Raw genomic sequence first — 19886 nt, 5'->3', positions numbered from 1 at the left:
GCACAACAGGGTCTAACGATACCGGGAGGAAGACACCCGGAATGACCGAGCGGTTTGGTGGCTTGCGAAGTGAGGGCGGCAGTTAGGCGGGGGAAAAAAGTCCGGGCTCACTGAGATACGCCATGGTTTCGATACCGCACGCATCAACGGCCACTACCATTTCCGTCAGACCGTTAAGGTCGCGGCGGGCCACGAGGTCCTGCGCGGCAGCGGCCAGTGCGGAGAGCCGTACCGCCCCGGCCATGTGGCTGGAAATCTTGATGCTGAGGACCACATCCATGGCAGCGTCAAAGTCGGGGCGCGCGACGGCCTGCTCCAGGCGGGTAAATCTGCTATCCCACATGGCCACAAAATTGGAGACAAACCGGCGGCAGGACTCGGCGCCAACCTGATCGCTCAGCCCGCGTAGCTTGTCCATGGAGATCAGCTGCGCCTCAAGGTGCTCCAGGGACGCCATTAGGGCGCGACCCTGCTGCTGGTGATCCGGGAACGGCGGACGGCAGCGACCAGCGTCTGCAGCGTTGCCGGTGCAGTGGCGGGCGGGCTCGGATGCCCGTCCGGTGGAGACTGCGGGGGAGGGGGAGACAAACAAAATATCCTTCGGAGGGTGGGGCCGCCGCGGGGCGCTAGGATCCTGGTCGGAGCCGGCCGGGTGCTCCCGGCCGATACCCCACGGTCTCACCCAAACCTCAGGAAAACTTGCCTGCAACGCTCAAGATCGAGGCAATATTGCAGTCCGCCGTGTTTGGGCTTCTCTCCGGCGCTGTGCAACGTATACGGCCAGAGCCCCAAGCGCAGCGCCCGCTGTATTGGCAAGGATGTCCTGGGCAGTGGCATAACGGGCCGGCAGAAGGAAATGCTGCACGGTTTCAATGGAACAGGAGGCAGCCACACCGGCGACGGCGGCCAACCAGGCGAAACGCCCGGGAAGGCGTGCGGCGGCGAACACGCCAAAGGGAACAAACAACACAACGTTCGCGGCAAACTCCACCAGCGGGTAGCCGACCCAGCCCGGGACGCCGGCGGAATGCAGGCCGGTGAGGAGGTGCTGGATCATGCCCGCAGATCCGGCGTCCACAGGCGAGGGCCAGAACACGATGAGGGTGAGTGCACCTGCATAGAACAGGAAAAGGAACGTCAGGCGTCTGCCCCGTCGCGGCTGCGGGATGGCCATGTTCACCGGTAGCGGCGTTCCCAGGCGAGCAGTTCATTCACTGCAGGGGTGAGCTGGCGGAGCATTTGCTGGTAGACAGCGTCGCTGCGGCGGTAGGGGTCCACCACATCATCTTCCTGCGGTCCGGCAGGATGGACGCTGCGCAGCATCAGCGCCCGGGCGAGGCCCTGCTGCCATCGCTCCTTGGACGGGGCGCCCGGGTCGGCGTCGACAAGCGGCAGCAGGCGGGCCAATTCTCGCAATGTAAAGGTACGGCGCAGCAGGCCGGGCGCCAGTCCCACAACGCTGCTCCGGTGACCCCGGGTCAAAGCAAGTACCAGGTCCTGTTCCGGGAGTATCGCCTCCGTGAGCTGCCGGGCGGTAAAACCGGTGGGATCTCCGCCGAAGATATTCACGAAACCTGCCACATGCGGTTCGATGTCCGCGCCCACGAGTGCGCCCGTGCCGGCGCTGGTGACCGAGAACTCGCCGGGGGCCATCTGGTCCAGCCCTGCCTGGAGCAGGCGTTCAGCGAGGGGGGAGCGGCAGATATTGCCGGTACAGACGGTCAGGATACGGAACGGTTCGGTGGTTGCTCTCATGTCACCAGGCTTCGGTTGGGGCCGGTTTTCCGGCTCTGGGGCAGCCGGTTTAGCTGGTGTTGAGGTTACCTTGTGTGGCGCTTGAGCTTTGCCGGAATGTTTCACGAACACTGTGTTTGGGCGGCGTTGTTTCTTGAGGGGAGGGCAGCAAAGTAATACCCAGCGGCAAGGAAAACCTTCCACCGCCGAAGTCTTTCGAACAAGGGGAACAACATGAACAAGATGGCCAAGGGTGCAATGGCAATCGGCGTCGGCGCGGCAATGCTGCTGGGCGGCGGCGGAACCCTCGCCCGCTGGAACGCGACAGAGGCTGCCAACGCCGGCACCATCGTCACCGGTAACCTGGACGTCACGGCGGCCAAGGGCGTGTGGACCAACAGCAAGGGTGTGGTCATCGCGAACATCGACGATTACCGCGTGGTGCCGGGCGAGGCCCTTACTTTCACCCAGACGCTGGACGTGGACCTTCAGGGTGCCGAAATGAAGGCAACTCTCGGCCTGAACAAGCTGCCGGAAGGCACCTCGAGCAACATGTCGTTCTCCACGCCCACCCTGAAGCAGAAGGGCCAGCCGGTAAACCCGATGAGCCTGACCCAGGCCAACGACGGTGAAATGACGGCTTCCACGACCTTCACCTTCAAGGACACCGCCGTCGGTCAGCAGGACGTGAACACCCGGATCGACCTGGGCGACATCAACTACGTCCTGAACCAGGTCGCTAAGTAACCCTTCGCAGTTCCCCTTGTTCCAACCCCGGTTGTGCGCGCCGCGCAACGCGACGCGCACAACCTGTTCCCTGGAGAAGAATCCGTGAAGAGCCTTCGAGCACTGAAAGCAGCCGGCCTGGTCCTGGCCGCCGTGGTGCTCGGGCTGATGACGGTCCAAGGAAGCTACGCACTCTGGAACGCCTCAGCACCGCAGAACGCCGGCACCGTCCAGACCGCCGACTTCAACGTCACGGTCAACGAAGCAAGCATGGCCCAGACGCCTTCGCTGGCACTGAACCTTGAGGGCCTGACCCGCGGAACGGCTGTTTACACGTCCCTGCGGGTCACCAACGCCGTCAACGTCAGCCCCGGCTCACCGCTGGTACTGCAGCCGGCAGTCTCGGCTCCGGTCCCCAGCAGCACCTTGAACGGAAACCTGACGGTGACCACCGCCGTCGTACAGGGGAACTCAGCCTGCACTGCGGGCCTGGCATATCGGACCGGTACGCCGGCGCTTCCCGTGCTGGCAACAAAGGCCACCCAGACCATTTGCTTCAAGGTCGCACTGCATCAGAACACCCCGGCAAACCTTCTTGGCAAGCCGGTCAGCATCCCCGTGAACCTCAGCGTGGCGCAGCTCGCGCCGGCAGCTTAGTGATGGATAGGAAAACCATGTCGAGTGGCCGCAGGACAGCAGATAAGCCCGCCAGCCCGTTGAGCTTCATCGGAACCGGCCTGAGCTATATTGCCCTCTGCGCCACGGCGCTCATCGCCCTGGTCCTGGTAGTGGTTCCGCTGGCCACCGGTTCCCAGACCTACAGCGTCCTGACCAGCTCCATGGCACCGAAGTACGCTCCGGGTACGTTCCTGGTAGTAAAGCCCGTCCCGTTTGAGGAACTGCGTGTGGGCGACGTCATCACCTACCAGATTGAGTCCAACGACCCCGCCGTGATCACCCACCGGATCACTTCCATGGGGGCAACCCAGGATGGTACGCCCACGCTTATCACCAAGGGCGATAACAACGACATAACCGATCCCAAGCCGGTTCTTGAGGTACAGGTGCGTGGCAAGCTCTTCTATGCAGTGCCGTATGTAGGCTTTGCCGCCAATGCACTAGGCAACTCGGACCGCGGGGCAGCCATGCAGTGGGGTGCGGTAGCCCTGCTCGGTTACGGTGTGGTCACCATGGTCCGCGGAGCCCTGGCCAAGAAGCGCGGGGAAGGCGAAACCCCTCAGGACGGCACGGGAACGGATGAACCGGGCCTTGATTCCTCCGACGGTGGGGATTCCTCCGACGGTGGAGCCGGCGCTGCGTCCCGGTCCATGCCGGGCAGCGGAGCAACGGTTACGGACTCCTATGACCACCTGGAGACGGGCGATCCGATCCTGGAAGAGTGCGATCACTGCACCCACGACGCCGCTCACCGCCACGGCAGTGCCACCCGGAAGCCTGTTGCCGTCTAATGACCTTCTCCAAGCCGTTGTGGCGCCGGCTGGTGCTCGGTGCGGTGACCGGAACTGCTGCCGCGGTCACCTTTGGTGGAATCCCCGCGGCATCGGCAGCGGAGAGCTACCTCAGTTTCAGCACCGACGGCACCAATTTCACCTCCACCCTGGCACGGCCCGTCTTTGATCAGAACCTGACCCTGGTTCCCGGAACATCCACGGCCGGAACCATCTGGGTGCGCAACGACGGCGATGACGCCGCCTACCTTTCCGCCGGTGCGGTAGCAACCCGGATGGACCCGCAGCTGGCAGGGATGCTCGGCGTCAGCGGATCGGCTCCTTCCCGAAACGGAAAGCCGGTTTATCTGGGCCCCGTCGGGGAATGTGCGGAGCTTTACCGCGGGTGGGAAATCCCCTCCGGGGATGCCGTGCGGGTAGCCCTCACCGCCGGACTCTCCCCGGACGCGCCAAACGAGGCCCGCAACCGCAGCGCCGGATTCAACGTTGTTTTCCATCTCCAGGCCATGGACGGCACCGGCACCGCCCCCGGGGCCTGCGACGCCCTGGACACTGATGCCGGGACCCCGGTTGCCCCGCCGGAAGATGAAAACGCCGGCAGCAGTACGGGTACGGACACCGGGGACGCGCAACCGTCCCGGTCCAACCAGCCGGCGGCCGGCCGGGCGCCGGAGGCTGCGCTGGCCGGTTTTCCCGCCACCGGGATAGGACCCGGGCAGGCAGTGACATCGCCGGAGTTCAACAAGATTCTCTCGCCGATGGACTCGGGGCGCCCGGTGCAGGCGGTGCCTGCCGGTTTCCAGAGCACTGTTGAACCCATCATCCGTTCTCTCTCGGGTACTCTCCTGATAGTGATGTCGGTGGCGTTTTTCGCCGCCGCGGGGATCCGACTACGAAGCAGGGGTCAATGAGCTGGAAAACGCAGCAGGGGGCTGCGGAACACCCTGAAACCGGCGACGGCAGGCGTCCGGGCGTGTTCGGCAGGCTCCGCAGGCAGCCGGGCTTCCGGACCGCCGTGATCGCGTTCATCGTCACGGTGGTCCTGGGACTGGGTGGCACTGCGGCCTACGCATACTGGAGCGCCTCTACGGCAGCAACCATCATGGTGACGCCGAAGGCGAACCTTGGCACGCCGCCGGCCAAGCCCGTCTGCCATGACGGTCCGTTGCCCAACGAGATTCGCTGGCCTGCCGTAACCGGCGCAGACAAGGACGTTGTTTATCTTGTGAGCTTCACGGTTGAAGGCACCACGAAGTTGTACGCCCTTCCTACCAACGGAAAATACGTTGTGCAGGGGAACGTGGTCATACAACCGGCGACTATTCGGTCACTGCAGCATGCATTCGGCCAGACCACCGCGCAGAAGCTACCATTGACTGTCACTTTGCGGACAGCCACAGTCAAACCGGCCGTGGGATCACTTGTACCGATTACCGAAGCGGACGTCATCGAACAGAGCGCACCGCAGGTGTTGCAGATGTTCTACAGCACCACTTTCTGGGGCAACTTCCCCTGCCGCTAGCCGGCTTCGCCTTCCTGGTACACATCCGGAATGCCGTCCTTGTCATCATCGCGGCGCTCTTCCGCCTCGATGGCCCGGTAGCGGCGGTTCCGCACCGTGAGCAGGGCTGAGGCGATGAGTGCCGCCAGCACGGAGGCCGCGAGGATGCCCACCTTGGCGTCGTCGTTATGCGCTGAACCGACGGCGAAGCTGAGGTCATTGACCAGCAGGGAGACGGTGAAGCCGATGCCGGCCAGGATGCCGATGCCCAGCAGGTCAACCCAGCGCAGGTCCGGGTCCAGCTTGGCCTTGGTGCCGGCGGTGATGCCCCACGTGGTGAGCAGGATGCCGATTGGCTTGCCGAGCACGAGGGCAATGATGATGCCGATGGCTACCGGGTCGGCCAGTACGCGGCTGAGCCCGTCCCAGCCGCCAATAGCGACGCCGGCGGAGAAGAACGCGAAGATCGGCACCGCGATGCCGGTGGAGATGGGACGGAACCGGTGCTCGAGGATCTCCGAGAGCCCCGGTGCTTCCGGGTTGGCAGGCAGCTTCTGCCGGTCCGGTCCGCGGCGCAGTACGGGGACGGCGAAGCCCAGCAGCACACCGGCGACGGTGGCGTGGACACCGGAGGCATGCATCAGCGCCCAGGTGGCCAGGGCCAGCGGCAGCAGGATGACCCAGGCGGGCCAGATACGGGTACCGAAGAACCGGGGTACGCGCTGGACCAGAACGGTGAACGCGGCCAGCGGCAGGAGCATCCAGAGCAGGTACAGGGGCTGGACGTTGTCGGAGTAGAACAGGGCGATGATGGTGATGGCGATCAGGTCATCCACCACGGCCAGGGTCAGCAGGAAGATGCGCAGGGCACTGGGCAGATGGGAGCTGATAACCGCCAGCACGGCAAGGGCGAAGGCAATATCAGTGGCGGTGGGGATGGCCCAGCCCCGCAGGCCGTCGGAGCCGGCGATCAGGTTGACGGCCACGTAGATCAGGGCGGGAACAACAACTCCGCCGAACGCTGCGGCAATCGGCACGATCGCCCGGCGCATGTCCCTAAGGTCGCCGGCGACGAATTCCTTCTTCAGCTCCAGGCCCACCAGGAAGAAGAAGATGGCCAGCAATCCGTCCGCTGCCCAGGCGCCAATGCTCAGTTCCAGATGCCAGGGCTCGTAACCGATTTCGTAGTCGCGGAGAGCGAAGTAGGTGTCCGAGGCGGGGGAGTTGGCCCAGATCAGGGCGGCAACGGTCGCTATCAGGAGGAGGATGCCGCCAACGGTTTCCTTACGCAGGATTTCGCCGATGCGCAGGGTCTCGCCGTAGCTGGACCGGCCAAGGACGGTTCGCGGGCTCGGCGGCTTGGAGGGCAGGTTCTGGGGCTCAGTGGCCATTAATCAGGTTCCTTACGGATTCGGGTACGGCAAACAATTGCCGACCAGACTTCCCGGCGCACCGCAGACCAGTCTACCCGGTCTCACCGGGTATGTGTGACCGGAGGCTACCGGCCGGGCAGCAAAACGCCCCGGCAGGCATACCCGGCCGGGGCGTTGGATGCTGCTGTGGACTAGCCGACCAGGGCGCGGATACCAATCACGATGGTGGCCAGGCCAAAGACCATGGCGGTGCTGATCTTCATCAGGTTTACGGTCATGTATCGGGTGGCGGCACCGTTTTCATCGCGTGCCTTGGGGGACTTGAGGACGTCCTTCAGGAAGGCCGGCCAGACCAGGATGGACCACAGGCCGGCAATAATCAGGATGATTGCAAGGGGGGCGGGAAGGCTCATGGCGGCGGTTAGCCCTGCCGGCTTTCGATCCACTTGCCGGCCTGTCCGGCCTGGATGGTCAGCGCCTTGCCGATCATCGGTTCCGCAGCCTTGGCAATCTTGTCGCCGAGGAACGGGATGGAGGAGCCAACCTTGCCGTCTACATCCACGCGGGTGCCTTCGGCCACGGTGACCAGACGCTGTACCGCGTTGACCTTCAGGGGCACCCCGCCAACGGACAGCTCAACGGTTGCCTCGCGGGACCCGTCAGCAGCCGGTGCTGCCCATTCTTCCTTCTGGGTCACGGTGAGGGTGGCACCAACAAATTTCTTGGCGATGTCCGGAAGCCGGTCGGTGGGCATGGTGCGTACGGCGGTGAGCACAAATGCACCGGCGGTGTTGCCTTCCACCAGGGCCGAGACCAGGGAGCCGCCCACGTGCTCGCTGATGCTGCGCAGGAACCCCTCGTCGGCAAACGTGTCCGTCACGGTGACGACGTCGTAGGGCAGGATGGTTGAAGCGTTCAGGGCCATGGGTCCTCCAGATGTGGGTGTGATGCCGGATGAATGCCGCAGGCGCTAGCCTGCCTACCGGCCAACCCTCATCCTAAACCGAGCACACAGCCGCCCATAAACAGCGGGAACCTAGCGGCCCAGGTTTACACATCCCGCAGCCTCACCCATTCCGTTGCTGCCGGTCACCTCGTAAATGAGGAGGGACTCACCATCCCCGTTGTCAGGCACCGTCCACGGCACGGTGCTGCTCACCGTGGCGTTGCCCGAGGGATCCGTGGTGAAGTCCAGGACGAGCCCGCCGCTGCCGGCATCCTGCGGGTCCACTTCCTCCTCCCCGGCGTCGGAGGCTGAAGCGCCACAGGCTTTCTGGTGCAGCCGGCCGGTGTAGCCGGTGTCCGGCTGGAAACCCTGCGCCTGCAGTTTCACCGTGGTGTCCGCTTCGGTTTCGGACACGGTGAGGATGGCCTCGGCATCGTCGGGGATTTGGGCGGTGTTGTAGGTGCTGGCGACGGCGCCGTCGCAGTAGCTGCCGAAGGTGCCCTCGATCAGGCCGTCCGGGCCCGGCGTCGCATCGCCCCCGCACCGGTCCGGGCTCACGGTTTCGCCGGGTATTCCGGCTGCCTGGCAATCCTGCTCGCCGGGACTGTTCGGAGACACGGTATCGCAGGAGGAAGCGGCAGAGGGCGTTCCCGACGCCGGGCCGGTGGTGTTCTCCCCGCTACTGTCTCCGCTGCCGCCCGCGCACCCGGCGACGCCGAGCGCGAGTACCGCCCAGCCGGTGGCCCAAAGGGATGCTTTGCGTGCCATGGGGCAATCCTCCGTATCTCGACCAGTACGTGGCCCGTGCCATTTCAGGGTGGCAGGGCCCTGAACGAAAAACCAGATGTCCCGGCCCTCCGGGGTGCCGTGTGCCCCAGAGCGCCAAACCTGCCCACCCTAGGCGCCGGCAGGCCGGAAGGGTAGCGGACAGGGCCGTTTGTGCGTCAATAGCAGCCAACCCTGCGCAGACGCGCTTCCGTGCTTACCCAAGGCGATACGAGTGCCGTAGTTTCGGCCTCACGGCGCCGACGGGGCACCGTATAAGCGCGGGGGATTCACTCTTAGGGGAGAAATGAACACGAGAAAAACACTGCGGACGACGGCGTTCGCGGCAGCTTTCCTGCTGGCGGCAGCGGGTGCGGCACCGGCGGTAGCCGCGGATAACCCCAGAGGCGGGGGCCCGGGCATGCAACAAGCCGGGGATGCTGCTGCTGGCAAGGGGAACCCCGGGAAGGGGAACCCCGGGAAGGGGAACCCCGGTAAGGGCAATCCGGGCAAGGGCAACCCCGGCAAAGGGAACCCGGGCAAGGGTCATGGGAAGCCCGACGCCAGTGAGAAGCTGCGGCAGAAGGTCACTGTGAAGAACGTGGTGCGCCACCTGGATGCCCTGCAGGCCGCGGCGGACGCCAACGGCGGCAACCGTGCCGCCGGGACGCCGGGTTATGAAGCCTCCGGCCGGTACATCGAGCAGCAGCTGCGCAAAGCCGGCTACAAGCCGGTGCGCCAGCCCTTCTCCTACGAGCAGTTTGAACTGGAGAGCGAGACGCTGGAACAGGTAAGTCCGACAGCCCGGACCTACACCGCCGGCACGGACTACTCCACCATGAGCTATTCCGGGCCGGGGGACGTCACTGCTCCGGTGACGGCCGTGGACGTCAACCTGACCGGTGACCGGGCCTCCACCAGCGGCTGCGAAGCGGCGGACTTCGCCGGGTTCACGCCCGGCGACATTGCCCTGATGCAGCGCGGAATCTGCAGCTTCGAAATCAAGGTGCAGAACGCCGCCGCCGCCGGTGCCTCGGCGGCAGTGGTCTTCAACCAGGGCAACACCGTCCCCGGAGAGGACCGCACCGGGCTGCTCAACGGCACGGTGGGCACCCAGCTGTCGGCCATCCCCGCCGTCAGCGCCACCTTCGCCCTGGGCGAGGAACTGGCCGGAACACCGGGGGCCGTGCTTCATCTGGATGTCGAATCCGGCGTGCGGGTCATCGAGTCCTTCAACATCCTGGCCGACACCCGCGGCGGCGATCCGAACCGGACCGTAGTGGTGGGCGCCCATCTGGATTCCGTCACCGAAGGGCCGGGCATCAATGACAACGGCACCGGCTCGGCAGCCACCCTGGAAACCGCCGTCCAGCTGGCCAAGACCAAGCCCGCACTCCAGAACCGGGTGCGGTTCGCCTTCTGGGGCGGGGAAGAGGACGGGCTGGTCGGCTCGGAATACTATGTCTCCCAGCTGGACGCGGCCGGCATTGCCGGCACCCTGCTGAACCTGAACTTTGACATGGTGGGCTCACCGAACTTCGGCCGCTTCATTTACGACGGCGACGGCAGCGCGTTCGGCACAAAGGGGCCCGCGGGATCGGACGTGATCGAGGCGGTCTTCGAGGACTACTTCGCCTCGCAGAACCTCACCAGTGCCCCGACAGCGTTCAGCGGCCGGTCCGACTACGCCGGCTTCATTGCCAACCGCATCCCCGCCGGCGGACTGTTCACCGGTGCCGAAGGACTCAAGACTGCTGAGGAGGCAGCGCTCTTCGGCGGCACGGCAGGCGCCCCGTATGACGCCTGCTACCACGCCGAGTGTGATGACATCACCAACGTGAACCGCACCGTCCTGGACCAGATGTCCGACGCCGTGGCGCACGCCGTCGTGACCTTCGCCCTGACGGAGGAGGAGCTGCGCTCCGGGGCGCAGGCCCGGCAGCAGTCCGTCCCGGCGGAGAGCGACTACCGGGGGCATCAGCTGCTGAAATAGCGCCATCACATGCCGCCGGGCACGGCGGAAACACGGCGGGAGGCTGCGCGTGCGGCCTCCCGCCGTCGTGCGTTTTCCGCTCTGAGCGGGAGCGGTCCATCCGGCTGCCGGCAACGGGTAGGGTGGAAGAAAACCCCGGGGTTCCGTCTGTGAACTTCGGGTATTTGCGTTGCGTCGTGAAGGAGAAAACACCCCCATGAGCCTGAACGGACTGCGTGCCGCGCTCGCCGAGGATCCGTCCTACGCCAGGGTGAAAACCCTTTCCTCGCGGCCGCCCGAGCGGCGAAGCGAGGATTTGCAGATCGGCGCCCCGCAGGGGATGCGGGCAGCGCTGTTGGCCGAGGTAGTGGACGGCCTCGCCGCATCCGGAACCGGCAACGGCGCCCCGCCGGTGGTCCTGGCCGTCACCGCCACCGGCCGTGAAGCCGAGGACCTGGCCGCTGCGCTGCGCAGCTATCTGCCGCTGGCCGGCATCGAGGAGTTCCCAAGCTGGGAGACCCTTCCGCACGAACGGCTTTCCCCGCGCTCGGACACCGTGGGCAGGCGGCTTTCGGTGCTGCGCCGGTTGGCGCACCCGGACACGTCACCGGTACAGATTGTGGTGGCACCCGTGCGCGCCGTTGTCCAGCCGCTGGTTGCCGGGCTGGGCGAGCTGAAGCCGGTGTCCCTGAAGGTCGGGCAGGAACAGTCCTTCGACTCCGTGGTGTCCGCCCTCGCCGAGGCCGCCTATGCGCGCGTGGACATGGTCTCCCACCGCGGCGAATTCGCCGTGCGGGGAGGCATCCTGGACGTCTTCCCGCCCACCGATGACCACCCCATCCGCATCGATTTCTTCGGCGACGAAGTGGACTCCATGCGCTGGTTCGCTGTTGCTGACCAGCGGACCCTCACCGGTGAACACATCACCCACCCCACCGAGCTCTATGCCCCTCCCTGCAGGGAAATCCTGATCACCCCGTCCGTGATGAGCCGCGCCGCCAAGCTCAAGGACCAGATGCCCGCGGCAGCGGACATGCTGGAGAAGATTGCCGGCGGCATAGCTGTCGAGGGCATGGAATCCCTGGCACCGGTGCTGGTGGACTCCATGGTTCCGCTGATGGGCGAGCTTCCGTCAGGTTCCATCGCTGTGGTGATCGAGCCTGAGAAAGTGCGGGCACGCGCCCACGATCTGGCGGCCACCAATGAGGAGTTCCTGGCCGCGGCGTGGGCGACGGCCTCCGACGGCGGTGCCGCGCCGCTGGATCTCTCCGCCGGACTCGCGGCGGACCTTGATGCCGCCAGCTTCCGCTCGCTGGCCGACACCCGCACCGCCGCGCACGCCAACAGTGTTGCCTGGTGGTCCATCACCTCGTTCAACCCCGATGACGAGACCGTGCTGGACATCGATACTTTGACCATCAATGCCCGTGAACCGCGCGGCTACCGTGGCGATGTGGCCGAGATGATGGAGTTCATCGGCGGGCGTGTCCGCGACATGTGGCGCGTAGTGGTGGTTACCGAGGGGCCCGGGCCCGCGTCCCGTCTGGCCGAGCTGTTCCGCGAGAACGACATACCGGCAGCCCTCGTGGATTCCGTCGACACCGAACCCCAGCCGGGGGTTATCGCCATCACCACGGCCAGTGCAGGCCGCGGCTATGTGTTCGACACCCTCAAGACGGGATTGCTGACCGAGGCGGACCTGCTGGGCCGTGCCAGTGCCTACTCCACCAAGGACATGCGAAAGATGCCCTCCAAGCGGCGCAACGCGGTGGATCCGCTGCAGCTGCAGGAAGGCGACTTCGTGGTGCATGAGCAGCACGGTGTCGGTAAATTCATTGAACTCATCCAGCGTTCCACCGGCGTTGGCGCGAACAAAACCGTGCGTGAATACCTGGTGCTCGAATATGCGCCGTCCAAGCGCGGTGCCCCCGGGGACCGGCTGTTTGTTCCTACCGACCAGCTGGACCAGATCACCCGGTACGTGGGCGGAGAAACCCCGGTCCTGTCCAAGATGGGCGGCTCCGACTGGGCCAAGACGAAGAGCCGGGCCCGCAAGGCGGTCAAGGAGATTGCGGGGGAGCTCATCCGGCTTTACTCCGCACGAATGGCATCCAAAGGCCATGCCTTCGCCTCGGACACCCCGTGGCAGCGGGAACTGGAGGAAGCCTTCCCTTACGTGGAGACGCCCGACCAGCTCACCACCATCAACGAGGTGAAGGCGGACATGGAGCGCGAGGTGCCTATGGACCGGCTGGTCTCCGGCGACGTGGGCTACGGCAAAACCGAGATTGCCGTCCGGGCAGCCTTCAAGGCCGTGCAGGACGGTAAGCAGGTCGCGGTGCTGGTACCCACCACACTGCTGGCCCAGCAGCACCTGGAGACTTTCGCCGAACGCTTCTCCGGCTTCCCCGTCCGGGTCCAGACCCTGTCCCGTTTCCAGACGGCCAAGCAGGCCCGCGATGTGGTGGAGGGCGTGAAGAACGGTTCGGTGGACGTGGTGATCGGCACGCACCGCCTTCTCTCCTCCGAGGTCCAGTTCAAGGACCTGGGCCTGGTGATTGTGGATGAGGAGCAGCGCTTTGGTGTGGAGCACAAGGAAGCGCTGAAGAAACTGCGCACCAACGTGGACGTGCTGGCCATGAGCGCCACCCCGATTCCCAGGACCTTGGAAATGTCCCTGACCGGGATCCGCGAGACCTCCACACTGGCCACCCCGCCGGAGGAACGGCACCCGGTTTTGACCTACGTTGGGCCCTACACGGATAAGCAGGCCTCCGCAGCCATCCGCCGTGAGCTGATGCGCGAGGGCCAGGTGTTCTTTGTGCACAACCGGGTTTCCTCGATTGACCGGACCGCCGCGCACCTGCAGGAACTGGTGCCGGAGGCGCGGATCGCCGTCGCGCACGGGCAGATGAGCGAGTCCAAGCTCGAGCAGATCATTGTGGACTTCTGGGAGAAGCGTTTTGACGTGCTGGTGTGCACCACCATCATTGAAACCGGCCTGGACATCTCCAACGCCAACACGCTGATTGTGGACCGGGCGGACCACTTCGGCCTCTCCCAGCTGCACCAGTTGCGCGGCCGGGTGGGCCGCGGCCGGGAACGCGCCTACGCGTACTTCCTCTACCCCTCGGAGAAGCCGCTGGGCGAGGTGGCGCTGGAACGCCTGAAGGCAGTTGCCACCCACAATGAGCTCGGCGCCGGCATGCAGCTGGCCATGAAGGACCTGGAGATCCGCGGCGCGGGCAACCTGCTCGGCGGTGAGCAGTCGGGCCACATTGCCGGGGTCGGGTTTGACCTGTACATCCGGCTGGTGGGCGAAGCCGTGGCGGACTACCGCGGCGAGGCCGAGGAAAAGGCCGCCGAAATGAAGATTGAGCTGCCCGTCAACGCCCATCTCCCTCATGACTACGTGCCGGGGGAGCGGCTGCGGCTGGAGGCCTACCGGAAGCTCGCCTCGGCCATCACCAACGAGGCGATCGACGAGGTCCTGGCCGAGCTCGTGGACCGTTACGGCGAGCCGCCGCAGGAAGTGAAGAACCTGATCGATGTGGCCCGCTTCCGGGTGGATGCCCGCGCAGCAGGCCTCACCGACGTCGCATTGCAGGGCAACTTCATCAAGTTTGCACCGGCAGACCTGCCCGAATCCCGGACCATGCGGCTGCAGCGGATGTACCCGGGGGCCCAGGTGAAACCGGCGTTGAACGCCGTGCTGGTGCCCAAGCCGAAGACTGCGAGGATTGGCGGACGCGATCTGGTGGACGCTGAGATCCTGGCTTGGGCCAAACAGGTGCTGGAGGCGGTCTTCAAGGAGTAACCGGCGGCACGAAGCCGGGCGGGCAACCCGGCTAGCCGGTAAGGGCAACCACGAAAAGCACGGCGGCAGCCACCACACAGGAGGCGAGTACCGCGTAACCGACGAACGTGATGCGCTGCTGCCGTGCCCTGTCCCGGCGCCATTCCCTGCGGGTCATCATGGTAGTCATGTGCAGAATCTAGGGAAAAGCCGTATGGGGCGCTAAGAGTAGGACCTACCTGCCTGCTAACGGGCACTACCTAGTGCTTGAACCGTGCCACTACCTGGTGCTTAAACACTGATGCACCCGGACCGCCTCGGTCCGGGTGCATCAGTGTGTGTCGGTGGTACTTACTCGTTGTGCGAGTAGCCCTTCGCCAGCTCCGTGGTGGTGTCGGAGCGGCCGATGCTGAAGGCCACGAGGTAGACGGCGGTGCCGACTACCAGCAGGATCGCCATGGGCCAGACGTTGCCCAGGGTCAGCCAGTTCAGCGAGTACAGAGCGCCGCAGAAGAGCGCGAAAAGTACGGTAAAGGTGATGAGGTTGCTGACCAGATGGCCCTCACCCGAGTGCGTCGGCTGCTTCGACCGTGTTCCAACCATGGGAGTTCTCCGTTTCAAAAAGTGTTCTGTAGCTTCGCGGGTCAGTAGTCCGACGTGGCTTTGCTTCCCTTAACAATAGCGATTCCTGAGCTGGCTCCGATACGCGTGGCTCCGGCGTCGATCATTGCCTGGGCATCTTCGAGCGAACGCACCCCGCCCGAGGCCTTTACACCAAGGTCGGGTCCGACGGTGCGGCGCATCAGGGCAACGTCCTCAGCGGTGGCACCGCCGCCGTTGAATCCGGTGGAGGTCTTGACGAAGTCCGCCCCGGCCTCAACGGATGCCTCACAGGCAAGGACTTTCTGCTCGTCATTGAGCAGCGACGTTTCGATGATGACCTTCAGGATGCCGCCGGCAGCATGCACTGCGTCGGCAACGGCGGCAATGTCGCGGACCAGGGCGGTTTTGTCATTCCGGCGGGCGGCGGCAATGTCGATGACCATGTCGATCTCGTCCGCGCCGTCCTGGAGGGCTCCCTGGGCTTCGAACACCTTGACTTCGGTGGTGGTGGCTCCGAGCGGGAATCCGATGACGGAACAGGTGAGCACACCGCTGCCCTTGAGCGCAGTGCGGACGGTGCCGACCCAGAGGGGATTCACGCAGACGGACTTGAAACCGTATTCAGCTGCCTCGGCGCAGACCTTAAGGATATCCTCGCGGCTGGCCTCCGGCTTCAGGAGCGTGTGGTCAATGTAAGAGGCAATAGGGGTAGGCATGAATCCATTTTGCCATAGGGCGGCGCGGCTAACTGCTGGGAAGATTTTCCGGGGAGCAGCGGTGCCTGCACGTGAAACAGCAATGGCCCGGATTCCCTAATTCGAAGGGAATCCGGGCCATTGCGGCTATGTGATTAGCCGTTCGGCCACATGCTGAGGGGCTTTACAACGTTGTTGGACGGAGAAAGCGGAGCGGCAGCTGCCGTTGCCGGCGCCGCTACTCCCGCTCCTGCAATAACAGCGGCAAGTGCCAGAGCTGCACCCAGTTTCTTCATTCTCTACCCCTAAAATCAACCTAATGAGTAACTACGACTCTCGAAGTATAGCTATACAAAGGTTCAGCCGATTATCCTAAGCTGAAGACTTGTAGAAAAACTGAGGACAAGTTGATCTAGGGTTGTCACGCCCAATCCGGGAGACCGCGGTTTATCGCGACGTGGGAACGCACCTGAGGCTAGAGTTCAGGTATCGATGGTTATCACAGCGAGAAAGTGCCGGGCAATGGATAGCAACACCGCATTCATCCTCAACGAATACCGTGCTCGACAGGCCGTTGATCGCCGAGATTATGGCGCAGCGATTGAGTACTCCATGATTGCCGCTGCGAAAGCAGCTGAAGCCAACGACGGGTGGGGATTCTGTCGTATGACCTTCAATGTGGCAGAACTGCAACTTGGGCTCGGCCTTATGGACGAGTGCATTGCAACTTGTGGAAACCTGTTTGAGACCGATGCGATTAAGCAGTACCCCGATTATGAGTCCCGTGCAAAGGTTCTCGTCACCCGGGCAATGCACAACAGGGGAGAGATGGGGGATGCACTGGTTACAGCCCGTGAGGCATCACGGCTGCCAATGCAGGAGTTGTCTTCAGAAGGCCGGCTCAGTGTTCAACATGTTCTCGTTGCCGCTCTGGCCGAGGAGGGCGATACGGAAACGGCCTGGGAAGAAGCTGTGCGTCTTGCCGGCATGTTGGATGATGAGCCGCAGCCTCGCGTTGCGGGAATGGCATATTGGGCGATAGGTAATGCCGGGTTCATGTCTGGGCGGATCGGTGCCGGATTGAATTATCACCGATTGGCGGCAGAATCGCTTGCCATGGTTGACGATGTCAGTCTTTGGGGACTTTTCAACAAGGCCTCCGCTCATATGCGGTTAGCCTCAGGCTTAGTCACCCAGGAAACGGTAGAGTGCATTGAGCGTGCAGAGGTCGCCTACGAGGTTGTCCGGGTGACTGAAATAGACGGTTATGAGATTACAATCACCCGGGCCTGGTGGGAGCTCGAGACTGGAAATCCGGGTATAGCTGACAAGTTGCTGATTTCGATCGAAGCCAAAGTAGCCGGTCCTTACCCCTTCCTCCTGGGACGTACGCTCCAGTTGCGCGCCCGCTGCCTCGACGCACTGGGGCAGGAAGCTGCTGCCATGGAATGCGCGCAGAAAAGCGAACGCATCTTTACCGAGGTAGGAGCCGAGGTGCTGGCGGCCGATTCGCGGAAAATCAGAGACGCCCTTGGGCAGTCGGCTCGATAAGGCGAGACACGTCGAGACAATAACTCGATATTTAAGCATCGAAGGCGCACAATACAAACAGGGTTACAGGTCTGGTCAGGCAAGCTCCAATCCGTCCTCCAGACCGAAATGGCAAATCCGCTGCATTGAGGTCCTGCGCGGCGACTTGGGGGAGCTATGGCAAGACAGAATACGGTGCAGGAAAGCAGTCCCGGGAACCATCCGGAACGTATGGACGCCGCAGAGGAGATGCGTGCGGAACCGCTCGCGGAGAGTGCCCGGGTGGGTATGACAGCGGACGGCAAAATCACGCTGGTACTGCCGCCCGGACAGGTGGTTACCGGAGCCATGGCTGCGGAAGCAGCCCAGGAGATCGAGAACCTGGCCGGCGTCCGGCGCCTGCCGCTGCTGCTCACCCTGACAGGTGTGGAATCCATTTCCCGTACCGCCCGGGACATTTTCAGTGCAGCCCGTTCCCTGTCCGCAGTTGCAGTGATCGGCATATCTCCCGTGGACAGGGTGATAGCCAATTTCCTGCTGGGCGGCGAAGTCCAGCCCTGTCCCACACGGTATTTTTCCCGTGAAAAAGACGCACTGGATTGGCTGAAACGGCACGCACCATGACAGACGCACCAACTGAGTCCGGCCAGCTGCCGGAGGACCCGCGCCTTGACCGGATTGTCGAGGGCATTGTCAGCATCGCTGCCGGGAACCTGACCTCCAAGATCCCGGTTTCCCCTGCCCGTGACCAGATCGATGCTGTCAGCACCGGCATCAATCTGCTTGCCTCCGAGCTGGACGACATCTACCAGGACATGGAGCAGCGGGTGGAAACCCGGACGCTGGAACTCCGTGAAGCTCACAGGCAGATGCAGCGCATGGCCCTCTCCGATCCCTTGACCGGGCTGGGCAACCGCATCGCACTGATGCAGCATGTGCAGCAGTCACTGATGAACTGGGATGGCGGCCCATCGGCGCCCGGCGTGCTGATGATCGACCTTGACGGCTTCAAGGAGATCAATGACAGCTTCGGGCACCACGCGGGGGACGTGGTGCTGCAGGAGGTGGCAGCACGCCTGCTTGCCTCGGTGCCGGAGGGGAGCTCCGTTGCGCGGCTGGGCGGCGACGAGTTCGCCGTGCTGGTTCCCGCCGTCGGGCGCCTTTCTGCGCGCGGAGTGGCCGAACGGATCCAGAATGCACTGGGAATCCGGACCAAGGTCGAGGAACTGGATGTCTGGCCGCGCGCCAGCATCGGCGTCCACGTGGCAGAAACGGGCCAAACCGCTGACGACCTGCTGCTGTGCGCCGATACCGCTATGTACGTTGCCAAGGAAGAAGGGCCGGGCCTGGTGCGGTCCTTTGAGCCGGTCATGCTGTACGCCCGGCAGCTGCGGCGTGAAATGGCCTCTGAACTGCGCAGCGCAGTGGAGCGCGACGAGCTGCGTCTGGTGTACCAGCCCGTTGTTGATCTGGTGACGGGCCACATGCAGGGCGTGGAGGTCCTGGTCCGCTGGCAGCACCCGGCCCAGGGCCTGGTAATGCCGGACATGTTCATCCCCCTCGCCGAGGAAAGCGGTGCGATTCTGCAGATCGGACGCTGGGTGCTGCGTAAGGCGCTGGAACAGCTCGCCGAGTGGCGCAGGCACGCAGAGCACCGGGAAGATTTCCACGTTCGGGTCAACGTCAGTGCGGCCGAGCTGCAGGCCATGGACCTGGTGGACTATGTCCGCTCGGTCCTGCGCGACACGGGGGCATCACCCCAGGAGCTGGTCCTGGAAATCACCGAGAGTGCCTTTGTGGGCAGCGGGGATGTGGAGACCTACTCAATGCGCTCGCTCAAGGCGCTTGGCGTCCGCCTGGAGATTGACGATTTCGGCACCGGCTATTCCTCCATCAGTTACCTGCGCCGGCTGCCTGTGCACACGGTCAAGGTGGACCGGACGCTGATCGCGGACATCTGCGGTGACGAGGGACAGCTGAAATTCGTGGACGCCGTGCATCAGCTGATCCGGGCGGCCGGGATGGAAGCGGTGTTCGAAGGGATCGAGACAGAACAGCAGGCGGGGAAGCTGCGCGAGATGGGATGCTGCAGCGGACAGGGCTACTACTTCAGCCGGCCCATTAACGAGGAGCAGGTAGGCACCCTCCTTGCCAGTGGCAGCCGGCTGCCACTGGCAACCGAACTGGTTGCCTAGGCGCCCGCCCGGACGTCAGTTCCGCACGAGGTAGCGCAGAAACACCACCCCGTTACCGAACCGGCGCTCCTCCTGCAGGTCCAGCTCCAGCCGCAGCCCCGCAGGCAGGAAATGCCGGCCACCGCCGACAATCACGGGGGAGAGCAGCTGCTGCAGTTCGTCAACGAGCCCGGTCCGCAGCGCCCGGCCGGCGAGTTCTGCTCCGCCCACTGAGAGATCGGCGTCGGACTCCGCCTTGAGCCGTTGCACGGCGTCCGGATCGAACTCACGTTCCAGACGGGTGAGCGGCGCGGAGACTCCGGCGAGGGAGCGGGAAAACACCACCTTCTCCGCTCCCCGCCAGATGCGGGCATAGTCCTGCACAGCCGCCGGTTCGTTCTCTGTCTCCACGGTGTCCCAATAGGACATCACCTCATACATCCGCCGGCCGAGGAGCTGCGTGCCGACGCCGCGTTCCAGGTTGTTGACGAAGCGGTGCACTTCCTCATCGGGCATGCTCCAGTCGAAGGAACCTGACTCGTCAGCGACATAGCCGTCCAGCGAAGTGATTGCCGTATAGATCAGCCGTCCCATGCCGGCCT

The 19886-nt window shown here is 64.2% G+C and carries 21 protein-coding genes; 10 read left to right on the top strand and 11 right to left on the bottom strand.

Going from position 1 to position 19886, the window contains the following annotated elements; all coding sequences use genetic code 11:
* Nucleotides 1-82: 82 nt before the first annotated feature.
* The 3 genes from QWJ37_RS12135 to QWJ37_RS12125 form a co-directional block, all read right to left on the bottom strand.
* Nucleotides 83-457 (bottom strand): Hpt domain-containing protein, encoded by a 375-nt coding sequence (locus QWJ37_RS12135; RefSeq protein ID WP_227904281.1) that lies wholly within the window; start codon nt 455-457, stop codon nt 83-85.
* A 255-nt stretch (nt 458-712) separates the two neighbouring features.
* A complete protein-coding gene (locus QWJ37_RS12130; protein WP_290245407.1) occupies nt 713-1174 on the bottom strand; it encodes a VanZ family protein in 462 nt (153 codons plus the stop codon).
* 2 nt (nt 1175-1176) lie between these two features.
* On the bottom strand, nt 1177-1755 hold the full coding sequence (locus tag QWJ37_RS12125) for a low molecular weight phosphatase family protein (protein WP_290245406.1): 579 nt from the start codon (nt 1753-1755) through the stop codon (nt 1177-1179).
* 213 nt (nt 1756-1968) lie between these two features.
* Here QWJ37_RS12125 and QWJ37_RS12120 point away from each other — a divergent pair, with 213 nt between their 5' ends.
* The 5 genes from QWJ37_RS12120 (at nt 1969) to QWJ37_RS12100 (ending at nt 5451) form a co-directional block, all read left to right on the top strand.
* On the top strand, nt 1969-2481 hold the full coding sequence (locus tag QWJ37_RS12120) for an alternate-type signal peptide domain-containing protein (RefSeq protein ID WP_290245405.1): 513 nt from the start codon (nt 1969-1971) through the stop codon (nt 2479-2481).
* A gap of 84 nt (nt 2482-2565) precedes the next feature.
* Nucleotides 2566-3117, top strand: a complete 552-nt coding sequence (locus QWJ37_RS12115) for a hypothetical protein (RefSeq protein WP_227904285.1) — start codon at nt 2566-2568, stop codon at nt 3115-3117.
* A gap of 17 nt (nt 3118-3134) precedes the next feature.
* Nucleotides 3135-3929, top strand: a complete 795-nt coding sequence (locus tag QWJ37_RS12110; RefSeq protein WP_356882306.1) for a signal peptidase I — start codon at nt 3135-3137, stop codon at nt 3927-3929.
* The gene (locus QWJ37_RS12105) at nt 3929-4840 is read left to right on the top strand and encodes a hypothetical protein (RefSeq protein ID WP_227928930.1); all 912 of its coding nucleotides are present in this window, start codon (nt 3929-3931) and stop codon (nt 4838-4840) included. Before QWJ37_RS12110 ends, QWJ37_RS12105 begins: the two co-directional genes overlap by 1 nt.
* Nucleotides 4837-5451, top strand: a complete 615-nt coding sequence (locus QWJ37_RS12100) for a hypothetical protein (RefSeq protein WP_290245404.1) — start codon at nt 4837-4839, stop codon at nt 5449-5451. Before QWJ37_RS12105 ends, QWJ37_RS12100 begins: the two co-directional genes overlap by 4 nt.
* On the opposite strand, the gene nhaA is transcribed toward QWJ37_RS12100, so the two are convergent.
* The 4 genes from nhaA to QWJ37_RS12080 form a co-directional block, all read right to left on the bottom strand.
* On the bottom strand, nt 5448-6821 hold the full coding sequence (nhaA, locus tag QWJ37_RS12095) for a Na+/H+ antiporter NhaA (RefSeq protein ID WP_290245403.1): 1374 nt from the start codon (nt 6819-6821) through the stop codon (nt 5448-5450). The two genes, QWJ37_RS12100 and nhaA, sit on opposite strands and share 4 nt — an antisense overlap.
* A 173-nt stretch (nt 6822-6994) precedes the next feature.
* On the bottom strand, nt 6995-7216 hold the full coding sequence (locus QWJ37_RS12090; RefSeq protein WP_227904289.1) for an SCO4848 family membrane protein: 222 nt from the start codon (nt 7214-7216) through the stop codon (nt 6995-6997).
* 8 nt (nt 7217-7224) lie between these two features.
* The gene (locus QWJ37_RS12085) at nt 7225-7728 is read right to left on the bottom strand and encodes a DUF2505 domain-containing protein (protein ID WP_227904290.1); all 504 of its coding nucleotides are present in this window, start codon (nt 7726-7728) and stop codon (nt 7225-7227) included.
* A gap of 111 nt (nt 7729-7839) precedes the next feature.
* Nucleotides 7840-8517, bottom strand: a complete 678-nt coding sequence (locus tag QWJ37_RS12080; RefSeq protein WP_290245402.1) for a hypothetical protein — start codon at nt 8515-8517, stop codon at nt 7840-7842.
* A gap of 589 nt (nt 8518-9106) precedes the next feature.
* On the opposite strand from QWJ37_RS12080, the gene QWJ37_RS12075 reads away from it, so the two are divergent.
* Together QWJ37_RS12075 and mfd are read left to right on the top strand one after the other, a co-directional pair.
* Nucleotides 9107-10507, top strand: coding sequence for a M28 family metallopeptidase (locus QWJ37_RS12075; protein WP_290245401.1), 1401 nt, complete (start codon nt 9107-9109; stop codon nt 10505-10507).
* A gap of 196 nt (nt 10508-10703) precedes the next feature.
* Nucleotides 10704-14303: a transcription-repair coupling factor gene (gene mfd, locus QWJ37_RS12070; protein WP_290245400.1), complete on the top strand. Its 3600-nt coding sequence runs from the start codon at nt 10704-10706 to the stop codon at nt 14301-14303.
* Nucleotides 14304-14334: 31 nt separating this feature from the next.
* Here the strand turns inward: mfd and QWJ37_RS12065 are convergent, their stop codons facing one another.
* From QWJ37_RS12065 to deoC, 3 genes are all read right to left on the bottom strand, one after another.
* Nucleotides 14335-14472 carry a hypothetical protein gene (locus QWJ37_RS12065; RefSeq protein WP_227904294.1) on the bottom strand — a complete coding sequence of 46 codons (138 nt, stop codon included), beginning with the start codon at nt 14470-14472 and terminating at the stop codon, nt 14335-14337.
* 161 nt (nt 14473-14633) lie between these two features.
* Nucleotides 14634-14885 (bottom strand): hypothetical protein, encoded by a 252-nt coding sequence (locus QWJ37_RS12060; protein ID WP_227904295.1) that lies wholly within the window; start codon nt 14883-14885, stop codon nt 14634-14636.
* Between the two features lie 41 nt (nt 14886-14926).
* Nucleotides 14927-15601, bottom strand: a complete 675-nt coding sequence (gene deoC / locus QWJ37_RS12055; RefSeq protein WP_227904296.1) for a deoxyribose-phosphate aldolase — start codon at nt 15599-15601, stop codon at nt 14927-14929.
* Nucleotides 15602-16102: 501 nt separating this feature from the next.
* Here deoC and QWJ37_RS12050 point away from each other — a divergent pair.
* The 3 genes from QWJ37_RS12050 to QWJ37_RS12040 all read left to right on the top strand — a co-directional run bounded on the left by QWJ37_RS12050 (nt 16103) and on the right by QWJ37_RS12040 (nt 19305).
* Nucleotides 16103-17131 (top strand): hypothetical protein, encoded by a 1029-nt coding sequence (locus QWJ37_RS12050; RefSeq protein ID WP_290245399.1) that lies wholly within the window; start codon nt 16103-16105, stop codon nt 17129-17131.
* Nucleotides 17132-17287: 156 nt separating this feature from the next.
* Nucleotides 17288-17734, top strand: coding sequence for an STAS/SEC14 domain-containing protein (locus QWJ37_RS12045; protein WP_227904298.1), 447 nt, complete (start codon nt 17288-17290; stop codon nt 17732-17734).
* A complete protein-coding gene (locus QWJ37_RS12040) occupies nt 17731-19305 on the top strand; it encodes an EAL domain-containing protein (protein WP_290245398.1) in 1575 nt (524 codons plus the stop codon). The genes QWJ37_RS12045 and QWJ37_RS12040 overlap by 4 nt, the downstream gene beginning before the upstream one ends.
* A 15-nt stretch (nt 19306-19320) precedes the next feature.
* On the opposite strand, the gene QWJ37_RS12035 is transcribed toward QWJ37_RS12040, so the two are convergent.
* Entirely contained in the window at nt 19321-19878 is a 558-nt protein-coding gene (locus QWJ37_RS12035; protein WP_227904300.1) for a dihydrofolate reductase family protein, read from the bottom strand.
* Between the last annotated feature and the right edge of the window lie 8 nt (nt 19879-19886).

The sequence above is a fragment of the Arthrobacter sp. YD2 genome (assembly GCF_030410475.1).
Taxonomy (GTDB): Bacteria; Actinomycetota; Actinomycetes; order Actinomycetales; family Micrococcaceae; genus Arthrobacter_B; species Arthrobacter_B zhangbolii.
Note: the sequence above shows the minus strand (reverse complement) of the source record. Positions and strands in the feature narration are given on the sequence as shown.